General features: G+C 73.0%; 12 protein-coding genes. 2 read left to right on the top strand and 10 right to left on the bottom strand.

Annotation, left to right across the window (positions count from 1 at the left end; all coding sequences use genetic code 11):
- Positions 1-37 precede the first annotated feature (37 nt).
- The 9 genes from ACGFI2_RS29545 to ACGFI2_RS29585 form a co-directional block, all read right to left on the bottom strand.
- The gene (locus tag ACGFI2_RS29545) at positions 38-2,302 is read right to left on the bottom strand and encodes a lantibiotic dehydratase (protein ID WP_393523182.1); all 2,265 of its coding nucleotides are present in this window, start codon (positions 2,300-2,302) and stop codon (positions 38-40) included.
- Between the two features lies 1 nt (position 2,303).
- Positions 2,304-2,564, bottom strand: coding sequence for a phosphopantetheine-binding protein (locus tag ACGFI2_RS29550; protein WP_393523184.1), 261 nt, complete (start codon positions 2,562-2,564; stop codon positions 2,304-2,306).
- Complete coding sequence (locus ACGFI2_RS29555) at positions 2,561-4,063, bottom strand: amino acid adenylation domain-containing protein (protein WP_393523246.1); 1,503 nt, start codon at positions 4,061-4,063, stop codon at positions 2,561-2,563. The genes ACGFI2_RS29550 and ACGFI2_RS29555 overlap by 4 nt, the downstream gene beginning before the upstream one ends.
- Entirely contained in the window at positions 4,063-6,387 is a 2,325-nt protein-coding gene (locus tag ACGFI2_RS29560) for a lantibiotic dehydratase (protein ID WP_393523187.1), read from the bottom strand. Before ACGFI2_RS29560 ends, ACGFI2_RS29555 begins: the two co-directional genes overlap by 1 nt.
- Positions 6,380-7,621, bottom strand: coding sequence for an MFS transporter (locus tag ACGFI2_RS29565; RefSeq protein WP_393523190.1), 1,242 nt, complete (start codon positions 7,619-7,621; stop codon positions 6,380-6,382). The genes ACGFI2_RS29560 and ACGFI2_RS29565 overlap by 8 nt, the downstream gene beginning before the upstream one ends.
- Entirely contained in the window at positions 7,606-8,526 is a 921-nt protein-coding gene (locus ACGFI2_RS29570) for an ornithine carbamoyltransferase (RefSeq protein ID WP_393523192.1), read from the bottom strand. Before ACGFI2_RS29570 ends, ACGFI2_RS29565 begins: the two co-directional genes overlap by 16 nt.
- 34 nt (positions 8,527-8,560) lie before the next feature.
- Positions 8,561-9,850, bottom strand: a complete 1,290-nt coding sequence (locus tag ACGFI2_RS29575; protein WP_393523195.1) for an aspartate aminotransferase family protein — start codon at positions 9,848-9,850, stop codon at positions 8,561-8,563.
- Positions 9,851-9,934: 84 nt separating this feature from the next.
- On the bottom strand, positions 9,935-10,537 hold the full coding sequence (locus tag ACGFI2_RS29580) for a DNA-binding response regulator (protein ID WP_393523197.1): 603 nt from the start codon (positions 10,535-10,537) through the stop codon (positions 9,935-9,937).
- 111 nt (positions 10,538-10,648) lie between these two features.
- Positions 10,649-11,251, bottom strand: a complete 603-nt coding sequence (locus ACGFI2_RS29585) for a LuxR C-terminal-related transcriptional regulator (protein WP_393523200.1) — start codon at positions 11,249-11,251, stop codon at positions 10,649-10,651.
- A gap of 617 nt (positions 11,252-11,868) precedes the next feature.
- Here ACGFI2_RS29585 and ACGFI2_RS29590 point away from each other — a divergent pair.
- A complete protein-coding gene (locus tag ACGFI2_RS29590; RefSeq protein WP_393523203.1) occupies positions 11,869-12,357 on the top strand; it encodes a peptidoglycan-binding protein in 489 nt (162 codons plus the stop codon).
- 96 nt (positions 12,358-12,453) lie between these two features.
- On the opposite strand, the gene ACGFI2_RS29595 is transcribed toward ACGFI2_RS29590, so the two are convergent.
- A complete protein-coding gene (locus tag ACGFI2_RS29595; RefSeq protein ID WP_393523206.1) occupies positions 12,454-12,831 on the bottom strand; it encodes a peptidase inhibitor family I36 protein in 378 nt (125 codons plus the stop codon).
- A gap of 225 nt (positions 12,832-13,056) precedes the next feature.
- Here ACGFI2_RS29595 and ACGFI2_RS29600 point away from each other — a divergent pair, with 225 nt between their 5' ends.
- Positions 13,057-15,879, top strand: coding sequence for a BTAD domain-containing putative transcriptional regulator (locus ACGFI2_RS29600; protein WP_393523209.1), 2,823 nt, complete (start codon positions 13,057-13,059; stop codon positions 15,877-15,879).
- Positions 15,880-15,951: the final 72 nt, after the last annotated feature.

The raw sequence follows: 15,951 nt of genomic DNA on the forward strand, positions 1-15,951 counted from the left end.
CACCGGGCGGCCCCTCCCTACGTGTTCGCAGTGCGAATCAGTCAGCGGTGTCGTACGCGACGAAGCGCAGCTCCGACGTGTACCGGTTGCCCTGGTCATCGGTGAGCCACGCCTGCTCCGGGGTGGGCAGCATCTCGCTCACCGTCAGCCGGGCCTGCGGGTCCGTGCGTCCCAGGCGGCGCACCGCCTTGACGAAGAGGTTCACGTAGACCGGGCTGTCGAAGTCGACGAACAGCGGCCGTGGCTCGGCCGGCGAGGTCACGAACACGAACCGCGGCAGCCCCTGCTCGCGCGCCCAGCGGCGGGCGCCGGCGAACCGCAACGCCTCCGACTTCTCGCCTGCGAACGCCGGCGCGACACCAGGAAAGCGCCAGGTCTCCCGGGCGATGACGAACCGGTCGACGGTCACCCGGGGCGTGTGGTCACGCTCGGGCAGGATCCGCCACCGGTCCATCACCAGCGTGGTCAGCACGTGGGAGAACGCGTCGACGACGTCGAACTCCGTGCCGCACGGCAACACCGCGACCAGTTCGTCGCCGTGTAGGCGTACCGCGACGTCCGCGCTGTTGACCGTACGCGGGCGGCGCGGGTCCGCGGTGAACCCGGTCAGGGCGACGTGGTGGTCCTCGGGGCGGTCCAGGCTGTAGCGGATGCGGATGGACAGCCGGGAGCGGTTTTCCTTGGCGATCATCGGCAGCAGCCGCGGAGCCGGGTGGTCCCGGCCGGTCAGGTCCCGCAGGTCGTCCGGGTGGGGGTGCTGGTTGAGGTACAGCGCCGCGCCCAGGGTGTTGATGGCGATGTGCAGCTCCCCGAGGACCAGCTCGAACTCGCCGCGGTCGACCGCCTCCGCGCTGGGCGCGGCGATCATGACGTCGGGGCTGAGGTACCGGGCCGAGGGCCACCCCCCGCCGGGGGCGGGGAAGCTCTCCCGTACCCGGCCGGCGATCTCGGTGAGCGGCAGCCGCACCTGGCGGGCGTCGGCGGGCAGGTCGAGCACCCGTTCCCAGCGCCGCCAGAACTCCTGCTGCAGCTCGGCGGCGTCGGCCGGGGCGTCCCGGTGCAGGATCGGCATGCAGGCGAACCAGAAAGCGGCCAGGTTGGTCGGCCGCTGCTCGTCGAAGACCTGCCGGGCCCGGGCGCGGAACCGGCCGGCCAGCTCCGAGGTGAGCCAGGTCGCGCTGGTGAACAGCGGGTCCAGCGGGGCGAGGGCGGCCAGCACGTCGCCGCCGATCCGCACCGACGCGGCCCGTCGGCAGTCGGAGTAGACCACGCCGCGGCCGGGCGCGGTGGTGGCGCTCTTCTCCCGGGCGCCCACCACGTCGGTCAGCGCCGCGAAGTCCCGCTCCAGCGCCTCGATGGCGGCTGCCAACTCGTGCGGCCCGCCGGCCGCGCACACCCGATCCCGGCCGTGCTCGATCAGGTCGAGCCGGTCGAGGCCGAGGCGGCGGGCAGCGGGGTCGCCGACGCTCTCCAGCCAGGCGCGCAGGTGCCGCTCCGGGTGCGCGTCGGCGGGCAGTTCGAGCCGCCAGGTCACCAGCCGGCGGCGGACCAGCTCGTCCAGGGCCTCGGCGGGATCCTCGCCGATCAGCTCTCCGATCGCCACGGCCGGCCGGATCCCGTCGCAGAGTTCGAGGACCCGCCGCAGCCGCGGCGTCAGCTCCTGCGGCGGGCGGCCGGGCAGCGTGGCGCCGGTGGCGTCGACGCCGACGAACGGGACCCGGCGGGGTGCCACCCATCCGGACAGCGCCGGGTCGGTGCCGAGGCTGCGGGCCAGCGCGTCGATCGCCCAGCCGGCGAAGTAGATCCTGGTCTCCGCGACCAGGCCGGTGCCCGGGTCGACGGACAGCCCGGTGACCGTCGGGTCGTGGCGGCCCCAGCCGACCGGGCCGAAGAACCCGATGGTGTCGTTCTTGACGCAGAACCGCTGCCAGTAGTGGGCCACCAGCTCCTCGCGCTGCCGGGTCGGGCTGGTCCGGCCCGACTCCGGCTGCCACCGCACGAACGGCCGTACGGCCCGGTCGAGCAGCGCCCGGTTCTGCCACGTCACGGCTGCCTGGTAGTCGGGTCCGGCCGCGATCTCCTGCAGGGTGAGCGCGTTCTTGACCGCGGCGGCGTCGTACGCCTGCTGGAACTCGCGTACCTCGTCCGCGCGCCGGCCCAACCGGTCGGCCGCCGCCAGCAACTCCTGCGGCACCAGCCGCAGCACGCCCTCGGCGGGGAAACCCGGGCCGCGCAGCGCGAACTGGTCCCACAGCCGCCACCGGCCGCCGAGCAGCAGCGGCTCGCCGTCGGAGTCCGCCATGTCAGCGAACCCCCTCGGCCAGGTCGGCCTCGACGGCGGCGGCCAGGTCGGCGGGGGCGGGGTAGGAGAACACCAGCGCCACCGGCACGTCGACACCCAGCTCCTCCTGCAGCCCGGCGGTGATCTGAAACGCCGCGAGCGAGTCGCCGCCGGCCTCGAAGAAGTCGCAGTCGGGGCCGATCGCCGGGTCCGCGAGCGCCTGCCGGTAGAGGCCGGTGATCAGCGTCGTGAGGTCGGTGCGGACACTGTTCGGGGTGGTCATCGTCTGGTCCCTTCAGGATGGTCCGGGGCGTCGGGGGCGCTGGCCAGGGCCAGGCGGTCGACCTTGCCGGTGCGGGTGGTCGGAAGGTGGTCCCGCCGGTGGAAGCGCCGGGGGATCATGTGCGGCGGCAGGGTCTGCGCGAGGTGGGTGCGCAGGGCCCCGTCCGCCACGTCGGACAGGGCGCCGGTGAGGTGGGCGACCAGGTGCGTACGCCCCTGCTCGTCGGCGCTGGCGGTGATGGCGGCGCCGGTCACGGCCGGGTGGGTCAGCAACGTGCCCTCGACCTCGCCGGGGTCGATCCGGTAGCCACGGATCTTGATCTGGTGGTCGCGGCGGCCGAGGTACTCCAGGGTGCCGTCGGGTCGCCACCGGGCCAGGTCGCCGGTGCGGTACATGCGGGCGCCCGCGGGTCCCTCCGGGTCCGGCACGAAACGTTCGGCGGTCAGGGCCGGCCGGTCCGCGTACCCGCGGGCGACACCGGGCCCGGCGATGCAGATCTCGCCGGCGGCGCCGGCCGCGACCGGCTCGATGTCGGCGGTCACCAACCGCACGGCCGTCCCGTCGACGGGTACGCCGATGACGTCCCGGCTGGTGTCCGGTTCGCGCGGCACCTCGAAGCGGGTCGTGGTCATCGTGCACTCGGTGGGGCCGTACTGGTTGATCAACCGTCCGGGGACGAGTTGGCGCCCGCCCGCCACGAGGAACGGACGGATCGGCTCACCGGTGGTCGCGACGAGCCGCAGGCCGCCGAGAGCGGCCGCGGCACCGGGCTGGTTGGCGAGGAAGCTCAGGAACGAGGGCGTGACACTGAGCATCGTGTTGACGTGGTACGCGGCCAGCGCGGCGAAGAACTCGGCGGGCCGCAGCAGCGTCGAGCGGGGCAGCACCACCAGCCGGCCACCGGCGATCAGCGGAGCGAACGTGTCCCGCAGCGCGGCGTCGAACCCGGGCGGGGCGAGCTGCACCGCCACGGTGTCCGGCCCGAGAACGTAGTCCCGCACGATGCCACGCAGGTACGGGTGCATCCAGCGGTGCTCGATCAGCACCGCGTTGGGCGTGCCGGTGGAGCCGGAGGTGTGGCTGACGTAGGCGAGCGTCCGCGGCTCGACCCCGGCCGGCAGGGGCACCTCGGGCGCGGTGTCGTCGAGCAGGACGGCCGGGGCGGGCAGTCCCAGCGCGGCGAGCCGGGGCGCCAGCGCGGGGCTGGTGATCGTGGCGTGGGCGCCCCGGCTGAGGGCCTGGACGCGCCGGTCCGGCAGGTCGGTGTCGACGACGAGGAACGCGGCCCCGGCCCGCAGGGCGGCGATGACGGCCACGATCCGGTCAGCGCCGTGCTCCAGTGCGACGACGCAGACCCGCTCGGGGCCGATGCCGCGACCCGTCAGCACCCGGGCCAGCGACCCGGAGCGGCGGCGCAGCTCGCGATAGCTGACCCGGCCCTCGGGGGTGACGAGCGCCGGACCGTCGTGGTCCGGCAGGTCGGACACGAAGGTGGTGATCACTTTGACGCTCCGGGTGTCTGGACGGGTGCCGCTCCTGTCTGGTCGACGGCCACGAACCGCAGTTCGCTGCAGTAGCGGTCGCCCTGGTCGTCGACGAGCCAGGCCTGCTCCGGGCTGGGCAGCATCTCGCTGACCGTCAGCACGGCCGCCGCGTCCGACTTGCTCAGCCGTCGGATCGCCTTTGCCAGGATGTTGACGTAGACCGGGCTGTCGAAGTCCACGTAGAACGGTCGCGGCTCGGCGGGGGAGACGACGAAGACGAATCGGGGCAGCCCCTGCTCCTCGCGCCACCTGCGGGCGGCGACGAAGCGGCGCGGCTCGGACTTCTCGGCCGCGAACGCCAGGGTGCCGGTTTCGAAGCGCCACGTCTCCCGGGACAGCACCATCCGGTCGACCGTCACCCGGGGCGTGTGGCCGGTGTCGGGCTGCAGCGCGAACCGGTTCATCACCTGGTTGGTCAACGCGTGACCGAAGACCTCGAGCAGGCCGAAGACCGCGCCGTCGGGCAGTACGGCGACGAGTTCGCCGTCGCGCTCCCGCACCAGCACATCGGCACCGGCGACCGTACGCGGTCGACGGGGATCGGCGGTGTGGTCGACGATCCCGACCAGGTAGTCCTGCGGGCGGGTCAGGGCCGGTCTGCTGCGCGTCGACCAGCGCAACGCCTTGGACTCCTTCGGCAGCATCGGCATCAGCCGGGGGCCGGGGAAGTCGCGGTCCGTCTCGGTGATCAGCTCGCTCGCGTCGGGGTGCTGCATCACGAACAGCGACTGTGTCAGCGTGTTGGTGCCCACATGCATCTCACCGAGCACGAGCTCGAAGTCGCCGCGCGCCACGGCGTCGGCGGTCTCGGCCAGCACGAACACGTCCGGGCTGACGTAGCGGGCGAGGCTCCAGCCACGGCCCGGCTCGTCGAACGCCTCGCGGACCCGATCGGCGATGTCGCCGGCGCGCAGGCGTACGCGACGGGCGCCGGGCGGCGCGTCGATGATCGCGGTCCAGCGCCGCTGCAGCTCCTTGCGGACCTCCTCCGCGTCGTCGGGCGCGCCCGGGTACGGGTTGGGCATGCACCGCATCCACAGCGACGCGAGGTCCACCGTGCCCTGTTCGTCGCGGAGCCGCTCGTACCGGCTGCGGATCCGGCCCTCGGCGATCTCGGCGAACCGGTTGACCAGCCACCGCGCCGCGAGCAGGCAGAACGAGAGAGGCGTCAGCTCGGCGAGGACGGCTTCGCCGACGCGTACCGACGCCGCCCGCCGGGAGTCGGAATAGGTCAGCGCCCGGCACGGTGCCGTCCGCCCGTTCTTCTCGCGCTGCGCGGCCAGCTGGGTCAGCTCGACGAACGACGCCTCCATCGCGTCGAGGGCATCGGTCAGCGCCCCGGGGTCGCGACCGGCCGCCCGTACCCGCTCCCGGCCCCGCTCGACGACGGCCAGCTTCGCCAGGGCGTCGGCCCGGACCCGGGTGTCCGGGATGCGCTCCAGCGTCGCCCGCAACTGCCGGTCGGGGTGCGGGCTCGCGGGCACCTCGATGCGCCACACGATCCAGCGCCGCCGCACCAGCACCTCCAGCAGGCGCAGCACCTCGCCGACCGGAAGGCCGGTGTCTCGGGCGATCGTGGCCGGTGCCCGGGTGCCGTCGCACAGCTCCAGGACCAGACGCTCGTCCGGATCGACCGGTTGCTTCCGGCACCCGGCGAGCGTGACACCGTCGTCGTCGAGCCGGGCGAAGGAGACCCGCCGGGGTGGCACCCACTCGCGTACGCCGGGGGCCTGCTCGATGGTCGTGGCCAGAGCGTCGATCGCCCAGCTGGAGAAGTACACCTCCGACTCGGCGATGAGGCGGTCGCCAGGCTCGACCTCAAGACCCGCCACCGCGCGGTCGAGGCGGCCCCAGCCGACCGGGCCGAAGAACCCGATGGTGTCGTTCTTGACGCAGAACCGCTGCCAGTAGTGGGCGACCAGCTCCTCGCGTTGCCGCGGCATGCTGGTCCGCCCGGCGACCGACGGCTGCCAGGAGAGGAACGTCCGGATCCCGGAGCCGAGCACGGCCCGGTTCTGCCACGCGACCGCCGCCTGGAACGCCGGCAGGGCGGCGATCTGCTGCAGCTCCCCGGCCGTGGCGATCGCGGCCGCGCCGAAGCGTTCCACGAAGCCCTCCCACTCGGGACCGGTCGGGCAGGCCCGTCCCACCCCGTCGGCCGCGGCGGCGAGACCGGGCGGGGCCAGCCGGAGCACACCGGCGGCCGGAAAGCCCGGCCCGCGCAGCGCGAACTGGGTCCACAGCCGCCAGCCGCCGGCCAGCAGCACCTTGTCAGACATGTCCCAGCGTCCTTTCCTGGGCGGGAGCGGCAGGAGCGTCGGTCAACCGCGAGAGGGCGACCAGGACGTTGACCGTGGCGAGCGTCGCCGTCACCGCGATGACCAGCAGGCTCGCCCCGATACCGACCCAGTCGGTAAGCACGCCGGCGAGGAGCAGGCCCGCCGGCCCGGCGATGTTGCCGATCGTGATCACGGTCTGGATGACCACGGGCAGCACGGCGGCCGGCGCCCGGGTGCTCACGATCGCGGCGTAGGGAGCGTTGGAGACGGTGACCGCCGCTGACGACACGGCGACGGCCGCCGCCAGCGCCGGCAGCGGCACCGGCAGCAGCAGGAACCACAGGGGTACGGAGATCGCCACCATGGCCACCCGGGCAAGGGGTACGGGCGCTATCCGGCTCGATACGAGGTAGGTCAACAGGGAGCCGACCAGCGCACCCGCTCCCGACGCGGCGACCAGCAGGCCACCGGAGCGGGCGTCGCTGCCGAACCGGGTGTACGCCAGCAGGGGCAGCGTCAGGGCCAGCACCCGCAGCACGAAGCCGAAGAGCACCGTCGAGATGACCGCCTGGCTGAGGAAGCGGTCGGTGCGGAGATACCGCAGCCCCGCCCACGCGCTGCGGTGCGCGGCCTCGGGCGCGGCCCGGTCCGCCGTCCTGGGCACCATCACGAGCAGGATCAGGAACGAGCAGAGGTACGAGGCGGCGTCGATCCAGAGCACCCCGCTCGCCCCGATCACGGTGATCAGAGCGCCCGCCATGGCCGGACCGGCGAACGACGCCGCGTTGTGGACGCCGTCCAGCACGCCGTACGCCCGGGTCAGGGCGCGCGGCGAGTCGCCGATCAGGTCCATGGCCAGCACCCGTTGCGACGCCGCGTAGGGCACGCCGCAGACCCCGATCAGCGCGACCACGGCGAGCAGCAGCTCGAGGCTCAGCGCGTCGGCCGCGTGCAGGATCGGCACCGTGGCCACCAGCGGGGCCCGGGCGGCGTCGCCCAGCAGCATGGTGCGCCGGGCCCCGAGCCGTTGCAGCACGCTGCCGCCGGCGAAGCCGAGCAGGGCCAGGGGAAGGATCTGCACGGCGAAGACCAGGCCGGCCCGGGCGGCCGAACCGGTCGTCTCCAGCACCAGCCAGGGCAGCGCGAGCATCGTCATCTGGGTGCCGAACGACGAGATGCCGCCGGCGACGTACATGGCCGCCCGCGGGCCGGCGCCGGTCACATCGAGCACCATTCGAGCACGGCCCGCGCGCTGTGGTACTTGTTCTCGGCCTGCTCGAAGGCGATGCTCCGCGGCCCGTCGAGCACCTCGGAGGTGACCTCCTCGCCGCGGTGGGCGGGCAGGTCGTGCAGGAAGACGCGGGCGGCGCTGCGGTCCAGCACCGACTGGTCGGCCTGGAAGGGCGCGAACAGGTCCCGCCAGTGGGCGACCGGCTTGGTCGTGCCGGTGGTCTGCCAGCGGGTCGTGTAGACGACATCGACCTCGGGCAGGTCGTCCATGTCGTGGCGCTGCACCACCCGCGAGCCGGCCGCCCGGGCCGACACCGCGGCCCGCTCCAGGAAGGACGCGTCGACGCCGAACCCGGCCGGCGTACGCAGGTGCAGCTCGGTGTCGGCGAACCGGGACAGCGCGAGGCAGAGCGCCGAGGCGGTGTTGTTGCCCTCGCCGAGGTAGAGCACCCGCAGGCCTTCGACGGCACCGAAGTGGCGGGTCAGGGTGGTCAGGTCGGTCAGCGCCTGGGTCGGGTGCTCGGCGGCGCTCATCGCGTTGACCACCGCCATCCGCCGCGAGGTCGCGTACGCTCGCAACTCGCTGTCACCGCTCGCGGTGCGTACCACCAGCACGTCGAGCATGCGGGACAGCACCTCGCCGGTGTCGGCGGCGGTCTCGCCGGTGTTCTCCTGCAGGTCCTGCGGACCGTACGTGATGAGCCGCCCGCCGAGCCGCAGCGCCGCCGCCGAGAAGGCCGTCCGCGTCCGGGTGGACGTGTCGCGGAACAGCAGGCCGACGAGGTCGCCGTTCAGCGGCTGGGTGTCGACCACGCCGCCCTCGCCGTACTTCGTCCCGCGGTGGACGATCCAGCGCAGGTCCTCGTCGGTGAGGTCGTCGATCGAGATGAGATGACGTCGCTTACTCATGTCTCCTCCGGAGGATCGGGCTCACGTGCACCGGTCAGGCCGCGTCGAGGGCGTCACGCAGCACGCGGAGCCCACGGTCGAGCCGGGGGATGTCGATGTTCAGCGGAGGCAGGACCTTGACCACCTCGTCGTGGCGGCCGCAGAGTTCCACGACCACGCCGTGGTCGAACGCGTACCGCTGCACCCGCTCGGCCCGTCCGCTCCCGCCGTCGCGGCCGAGGTCGATACCCAGGGCCATGCCGAGCCCGCGCACGTCGACGCCCGGGCAGGCCCGGACGACCTCCTCGCGGAAACGCTGGAGCCGGTGGGCGGCGACCGCCCGGTCAGTGTTGAACTGGGTCTGCTGCCACAGCTCGCAGGCCGCGGTGGCGGCCACGAAAGCGAGCTGGTTGCCGCGGAAGGTCCCGGTGTGCTCACCCGGCTCCCACACGTCCAGGTCGCGGCGGAGCAGGGTGAGCGACAGGGGCAGGCCGTACCCGCCGATGGACTTCGACACGGTCACGATGTCGGGTGTGATGCCGGCCTGCTCGAAGCAGAAGAACGTGCCGGTACGCCCGCATCCGGCCTGGATCTCGTCGAGGATGAGCAGCACGCCGTACCTCTCGGTCACCTCGCGCAGGCGGCGTAGCCACTGCGGGGAGGCCGGGTACATCCCACCCTCCATCTGCATCGGCTCGACGATGACCGCGGCCGGGCGTGCCACGCCCGAAGACGGGTCATCCAGCAGCCGCTCGATCAACGAGATCGAGTCGAACGATCCCAGCGGACCCTCCTCGAACGGGACGAAGGTGACGTCCTGGCCCGTGACGCCCCCGGCCCGGCGCGCGCGAAGCCCACCGGTGACACCCAGGGATCCGCGCGACATGCCGTGGTACGCCCCGGTGAAGGCGAAGAAGCCGGTGCGTCCGGTGACCTTCCGCGCGAGCTTCAGCGCGGCCTCCACGGCGTCGGTGCCCGTCGGGCCGCAGAACTGCACCTTGACGTCGAGATCGCGCGGTCCCAGCACGATCTCGGCGAACGTGGACAGGAAATCCCGCTTGGCGACCGTGTGCATGTCGAGGCCGTGCATCAGCCCGTCACCGGTCAGGTAGTCGGTCACCCGCCGCTTGATGTACTCGTTGTTGTGGCCGTAGTTCAGGGTGCCGGCACCGCAGAAGAAGTCGATGAACGTCCGGCCGTCCTCGGCGTACATCTCGGCGCCCTTGGCCCGGTGGAACACCACCGGGAACTTGCGGCAGTAGATGCGGACGTCGGACTCGAGTTCCTCGAAGACCGAGAAGTCATTTGCCCTCGTGACATGCGGGGTGACGGGTGCGATGGCCATGAGGTCCTCTTGATCGGTGGGATTTCCCCTAGGTTTCGTCATCGACGCGGGCGGGCGGCAGAGAAGAAAAGGCACTCCCGCAGCTCAGAGAAGACCGGCCCGTAGGGCGTACGCGACGGCGTGCGCCCGGTTGCGCAGCCGGTACCGCTGGGTGATGTCGTGCACGACGCTGGTCACCGTGCGCGGCGAGTACGACAACGTCTGCGCGATGTCGCACGTCTCCCGGCCCTCCGCGACCAGACGCAGCACCGCGCGTTCGCGCTCGCTGAGCCCCGCGCCCGTTGGTGCCGGTCCCCGCGAGCCCGGGTCGAGCAACTCGTCGAGCAGGTCGGGTGGGACCGTGCAGTCGCCGCTCGCCGCCGCCAGCACGGCCCGGGTCAGCCGCGCCGCGTTCGCCTCGCGGCGGCGCAGCAGCCCCCGGGCGCCCGACGCGATCGCGTGCAGCGCCTGCGGCTGCGCCATCTCCGTGGCCACCACGACGACCTCCGGCCGGTGCGGCGCGGCCCGGGTGACCCGGACGAGGTCGAGTACCCGCTCGTCGACGTCGTCGACGATGATGACCGTCACCGCCGCTGAGTCGTCCGCCCCGACCATGAGCACGTCGGGGCGGTCGCTCAGGGCGCTGCGCGTGCCGGCCTCGAGTACGGGATCGAGCGCGATGACGCTGACGCTCACGGGTTCACCCATCACCAGTCCCTCCGCTTCCGTCGGTCGATGCAAACAGCCAATACACCGACGGGGCCGGAGGCAGGCGTAGGAAGTACCCGGATTCGGATCGGCGGGCTCTGCCGGGACCGCTCAGATCAGGCCGGTGCGGATGCCGAGGGCCACCGCGTGCGCTCGATTGTTGACTCGCAGCCGGGTCATGAGTTCGTAGATGACGTTCTTGACGGTGTGCGCCGAGCAGGACAGGTCCCGGGCGATGGCGCCGTTGCTCTGCCCGTCGGCGATCATTCGCAGCACCAGCGCCTGCCGCCGGGTCAGGCCCTCCGGGGGCAGGTCGCGGGTGGGCGGGTTCGCCGGGGTGAGCAGCTGGACCAGCACCGGGTACGGGATCCGCCGGTCGCCGTGCCCGGCGGAGTGCAGTGCCGCCCGCAGCCGCGCGGGCGTCGCCCCGGATCGGGGCAGTATCGCGTGCACCCCGGCCCGGATGGCCTGCCGTACGCAGGCGGCGTCGAGGGTGTCGGCGACGACGAGCAGGCCGTGCTCCGGCTCCCGGCACGCCTCCCGGCAGACGTCGACGGCCTCCGTGACGGTGTCACCGGCCGCGATCACCGTCGCCTGTGGTCCGTCCGCGAGCGGCAGCACCGTGATGCCGGCCCGCCGGAGGACCCGGTCCAGGCCCTCGCCGTAGCGCCCGGTGAGGTGCGCCCGCAACGGCTCGGTGGTCTCGGTTCGCATCGCGATCCCCTCCTCCTGCGTGGCCCACCACCCTTCCAACGGCCCGGCGGCCCCACATCGGTCGGTGCTGCCCACATTCACCGACCGTTGCCACCAGCGGTCGGAGTCACGGGCCGGGGGTAGGCGGTCGCCATGGCGCTACCGCGTGCTCAGGCCCGGTGCGCCTCGTCCGCCGCCCGCGTCGAATCCGGGTAGGTGTCCCCCATCCGCGCTCGGTTTCGTCGGGCCGGTTGTGGAATGCCTCGACACGGCTTCGGGTAGGCCGGTGTGGTCGGTGATGTCGAGGAGACCGGCTTCGCCGAGTGGCTGGGGGCGAAGAGGCGGTGCCGCAGGGCGTGTTGCACGACGAGGTTTGCCAGTTGTCGAGGGGAGAGCCGCCGCACGGCTTCGAGATAGTGAGCGTGTTCGGGCTCACCAGGGGCGGCGCCAGGTGGGGTCGCCGCGCCCGAGAAGGCGGTGCCGGCGGGGAATGCGGTGAGTGCGGTGGCGACCGCGTGGGCGCAGCCTCCGCGCGTCGGTGGATTGACGTTCGAGCAAGAAACCGTAGATCGCCGGTCGCGATGCTTCTGGACGTGCCGGGTCAACCCGAGCAGTCAAGCCCCATCCAGGAGGAGACCATGCCGATCCTCGAGAGTCGCACCGGACGCCGTGGCGTAGCCGCCACCCTGCTGGCCGTGCTGGCCAGCGCCGGCCTGGCCGTACTCGCGCCGACCTCGGCGCAGGCGGCCAGCACCTGCACCAGCCTGACCTACTACCGCGTCGGCGGCTACCCGGGCGGCGCCGACATGCACGTGCCCACCATCGGCTGGCAGGACGGTAACAAGACCTGCTACCTGAAGTACGGCAACTCCAACAGCGCGGTCAAGGTGCTGCAGGAGGCGCTGAACAACTGCTACGCCCAGTCCCTGAGGCTCGACGGCGAGTACGGGACCAATACCCGCAATGCCGTCCGGGCCGCACAGCACCAGATCAATCAGACCTTCGTGTACGCGAACATCGCCGAGGACGGCGAGTACGGCCCGCAGACCCGGGCGTACATGGGCTTCGCGATCTTCGGGGTCAACGGTGGTCCCGTCATTCCGAACACTTGCTACTACCCGGGCTGACCCATCGCAGGCGCCGGCCGGAATCCCCCCGTTGGATTCCGGCCGGCGTCTGCCGTGGCGCCTCCGGCCCCCCCCCCGCGACGGAGGCACCGACCGTCAGCAGACCCGCACGGCCTCGATGCGCCGGTCCCAGTTGCCACCGATCGCGGCCGAGTCGTACGCCAGGTTTGCGCGGTAGCCGTAGGCGTGCTGGTAGCCGAGCAGCCCGGTGGCGTTGGCGTTGTCCCAGAAGGTGGAGACGGTGCCGGACGGCCGGTTGTTAATGATCGACCGGGCCTTGTTGGCGAAGTTCGACGGCACCGGAATGTCCCGGCAGTCGTTGGCGAACCCCACCTCGAAGTAGGCCACCCTGCCGGTGAAGTTGATGCCGTCGTACAGGCAGAGCAGGTTGGCGTAGCAGGGGTAGCTTTCCGCGGCGGCGCGGGGCGGGGCGGCCGCCGCGGGGGACGCCGTCACGGCGGTCAGAGCCGCCACGCCGACCACGGCGGGGATGAGCCTTCGTAGAGCGCTTCGCACGTTGTGACCTCCGGATGTCGTCACGACCGCTCCGGCCGTGAGTCGAATGAACGACATCACATTGATAGATGCCGCGGTGCCTACGATGATCTGCGCGGAAGGTCGACGGATTCCTGCCGGAACCTCAATCCGACCGCCCCGGGGCCGGGTTGCCCGACCGGCGGCACAGGCGAGTGGCGGTTCATGGAGATTCGGGTGCTCGGGCCGGTCGAGGTGTGGACGGACGGCCGGCTGGTTGATGCGGGAGCGACGCGCCAGCGCGCCGTCCTGGCCGCGCTGGCGGTCGACGTGGGCCGGCCGGTCCGCGCGGAGTCCCTGATGGATCGGGTCTGGGGCGACACGTCCCCTCCTCGGGCCCGGCATAACCTGCACGTCTATCTCGCCCGGATCCGCCGGGTGCTGGCCGACGCCGGAGCTCCGGAGGCACTGGTACGACGCTCCGGTGGGTACCTGCTCGACGTGCCGCCGGCGACAGTGGACGGTCCCCATTTCGACGCGCTGCGGCAGCGGGCCGACGTGCTGGCCGACGACGACCCGCAACGGGTCGAGCTGCTGCGCCGGGCGCTGGCGCTGTGGCGGGGTGAGCCGCTGGCCGGGCTGCCCGGCGAATGGGCGGCCCGGATCCGGCAGGACTGGCACCGTCGGCACACCGACACCGCCGTGCTGTGGGCTCGCAGCCTGCTACGCCGGGGCGAACCGGAAGCGGTCATCGACCCGCTGACCCGGCTCGCCGACGACCACCCCTTGGACGAACCGGTCGCCGCCGCGTTGGTGCACGCGCTGGCCGCGGCCGGGCGCGGCGCGCAGGCGCTGGCGTACTACGCCCGGGTTCGGGACCGGTTGGCCGACGCGCTCGGCACCGACCCGAGCGCCGAGCTTCGCCAGCTGCACCAGGCCATCCTGCGCGGAGAGATCACCGTGCCTGCGGCCCCCGCCGAGCCGGGCCCGCCACCCGGTACGGCAGGTCCCGTCGCACGGCCGGACCCGTCTCGCCCGGTCCCGGCGCAGCTACCGTCGGACGTACGGGGTTTCGCCGGGCGGCGGGCGGAACTGGTCCGCTTGGACGCGCTGCGCGCGGCTGCCGACGTACGCCCCGGGGCGGTGCCGGTGGCGCTGCTCTCCGGACCGGCCGGGGTGGGCAAGACGGCGCTGGCCGTGCACTGGGCGCACCGGGTGGAGGGGCATTTCCCCGACGGGCAGCTCTACGCGAACCTGGAAGGCTACAGCCACAGCGGCGTGGTGCGCAGCGCGGATCAGGTCCTGCGAGGTTTCCTGGCCGCGCTCGGTGTGGCGCCCCGGGAGCTACCGGTCGACCCGCAGGAACAGACGGCGCTCTACCGGAGCCTGCTGGCCGGCCGACGAATGCTGGTCCTGCTGGACAACGCCCGGGACGCCGCGCAGGTTCGTCCCCTGCTGCCCGGGTCGGCCCGCTGCCTGGTGCTGGTGACCAGCCGGGACCGGCTGACCGGCCTGGTGGCCACCGAGGGTGCCGAGCCGCTGGTGCTGGACCTGCTGTCTGCCGAGGACGCGAGGGCACTGCTGCACGCGCGGATCGGAGCGCGGGCCGAGGCGGAGCGGCCCGCCGTCGGTGAACTGGTCCGGCTCTGCGACCGGCTGCCGCTGGCTCTGGTCGTGGTGGCGGCCCGGGCGGTGGTCCGCCCCCAGCTCACCCTCGCCGAGTTGGGGGCGGAGCTGCGTACCGGCGGCGGGCTGGACGGGCTGGACGCGGGCGAGGACGCCAGCAGCGTGCGGACGGCGTTTTCCTGGTCCTACCGGCTGCTGACCGAGCCGGCGGCCCGACTGTTCCGGCTGGTCGGGGGCAGTACGGACGTGCCGGTCGGTACGGCGGCCGGGGCCAGCCTCGCCGGTGCCGAGCGCCGCGACGTCCGGGCGTTGTTCGCCGAACTCGCCGACGCGCACCTGATGATCGAGCGCGGACCGGACCGGTACGGGATGCACGACCTACTGCGGGTCTTCGCTGCCGAGCTCTCGGGCGAGCAGGACCGGGCCGGCGACCGGGCCGAGGCGCGGGCCCGACTCTTCGACCACTACCTGCACAGCGCACACGGTGCGGCCGTGCTGCTGCACCCGCACTGGGATCCGGTGGCGCTGCCCCCGCCCGCCGCCGGTGTGCGACCGGAGAAGGTCGCCGACCACGACGAGGCGGCGGCGTGGTTCGCCCGGGAGCGGGAGGTGCTCATCGCTCTGGTCGAACGGTGCGCGGCCAGCGGGTTCGACCGGCACGCCTGGCAGTTGGCGTGGAGCCTGACCAGTTTCCTGGACCGGCAGGGCGGCTGGCACGACCAGCTCGCGGTGCAGCGTACGGCGCTCGTCGCCGCGCGCCGCAGCGGCGATGCGGCCGGTCAGGCGCACGCGCACCGCAGCCTCGCCCGGGCCCAGGCCCGGCTGGGCCGGCTCGACGAGGCACTCGGTCAGCTCCAGCGGGCACTGGACCTGTTCCGGGCCCTGGACGACCTGGCCAACCAGGGGCACACCTGTCTGGACCTGGCCGAGGTGGCCGACCGGGAGGGCCGACGCGTCGAGGTGGTCGAGAACGCCGAGGCGGCGCTCGGGTTGTACCGCGCGGCCGGACACCGGTACGGGCAGGCCATGGCGTTGAACGCGATCGGTTGGTACCGGGCCCAGCTGGGCGAGCACGACGCCGCGGTCGAGGCGTGCCAGCAGGGGCTGGCGCTGCTGCGCGAGTTCGACGACCGGCACGGCCAAGCGGCCACCTGGGACACCCTCGGGTACGCGCAGCACCGTGCCGGGCGGCCGGCGGAGGCGGTGGCCGCGTACCGGCACGCGCTGGCGCTGTACCGTGAGTTCCGGGACCGGTACTACGAGGCGGACACGCTGGGGCACCTGGCGGAGGCGCTCGTCGACGCCGGTGACCCGGGCGAGGCCACCCGGAACTGGCAGGCGGCGCTGGACATCCTCGACGGCCTCGGGCACCCCGACGCCGAGCGGGTCCGTCGCCGGCTCACGGACGCCGAAGAGACGTGACCGGCCGGCGGGGCCCGTCGATCCGGCGGGCCCACCGGCCGTGTGTCGTTCGCCTGAAGGGTGCGGGCCAGC

This window comes from Micromonospora sp. NPDC049282 (assembly GCF_043197045.1).
GTDB lineage: Bacteria > Actinomycetota > Actinomycetes > Mycobacteriales > Micromonosporaceae > Micromonospora.

Excerpts from the sequence above, each read along its gene's own strand:
- ACGFI2_RS29545 (WP_393523182.1), bottom strand. The coding sequence starts at position 2,302 with ATGGCGGACTCCGACGGCGAGCCGCTGCTGCTCGGCGGCCGGTGGCGG.
- ACGFI2_RS29550 (WP_393523184.1), bottom strand. The coding sequence starts at position 2,564 with ATGACCACCCCGAACAGTGTCCGCACCGACCTCACGACGCTGATCACC.
- ACGFI2_RS29560 (WP_393523187.1), bottom strand. The coding sequence starts at position 6,387 with ATGTCTGACAAGGTGCTGCTGGCCGGCGGCTGGCGGCTGTGGACCCAG.
- ACGFI2_RS29565 (WP_393523190.1), bottom strand. The coding sequence starts at position 7,621 with ATGGTGCTCGATGTGACCGGCGCCGGCCCGCGGGCGGCCATGTACGTC.
- ACGFI2_RS29570 (WP_393523192.1), bottom strand. The coding sequence starts at position 8,526 with ATGAGTAAGCGACGTCATCTCATCTCGATCGACGACCTCACCGACGAG.
- ACGFI2_RS29575 (WP_393523195.1), bottom strand. The coding sequence starts at position 9,850 with ATGGCCATCGCACCCGTCACCCCGCATGTCACGAGGGCAAATGACTTC.
- ACGFI2_RS29580 (WP_393523197.1), bottom strand. The coding sequence starts at position 10,537 with ATGGGTGAACCCGTGAGCGTCAGCGTCATCGCGCTCGATCCCGTACTC.
- ACGFI2_RS29585 (WP_393523200.1), bottom strand. The coding sequence starts at position 11,251 with ATGCGAACCGAGACCACCGAGCCGTTGCGGGCGCACCTCACCGGGCGC.
- ACGFI2_RS29590 (WP_393523203.1), top strand. The coding sequence starts at position 11,869 with ATGCCGATCCTCGAGAGTCGCACCGGACGCCGTGGCGTAGCCGCCACC.
- ACGFI2_RS29600 (WP_393523209.1), top strand. The coding sequence starts at position 13,057 with ATGGAGATTCGGGTGCTCGGGCCGGTCGAGGTGTGGACGGACGGCCGG.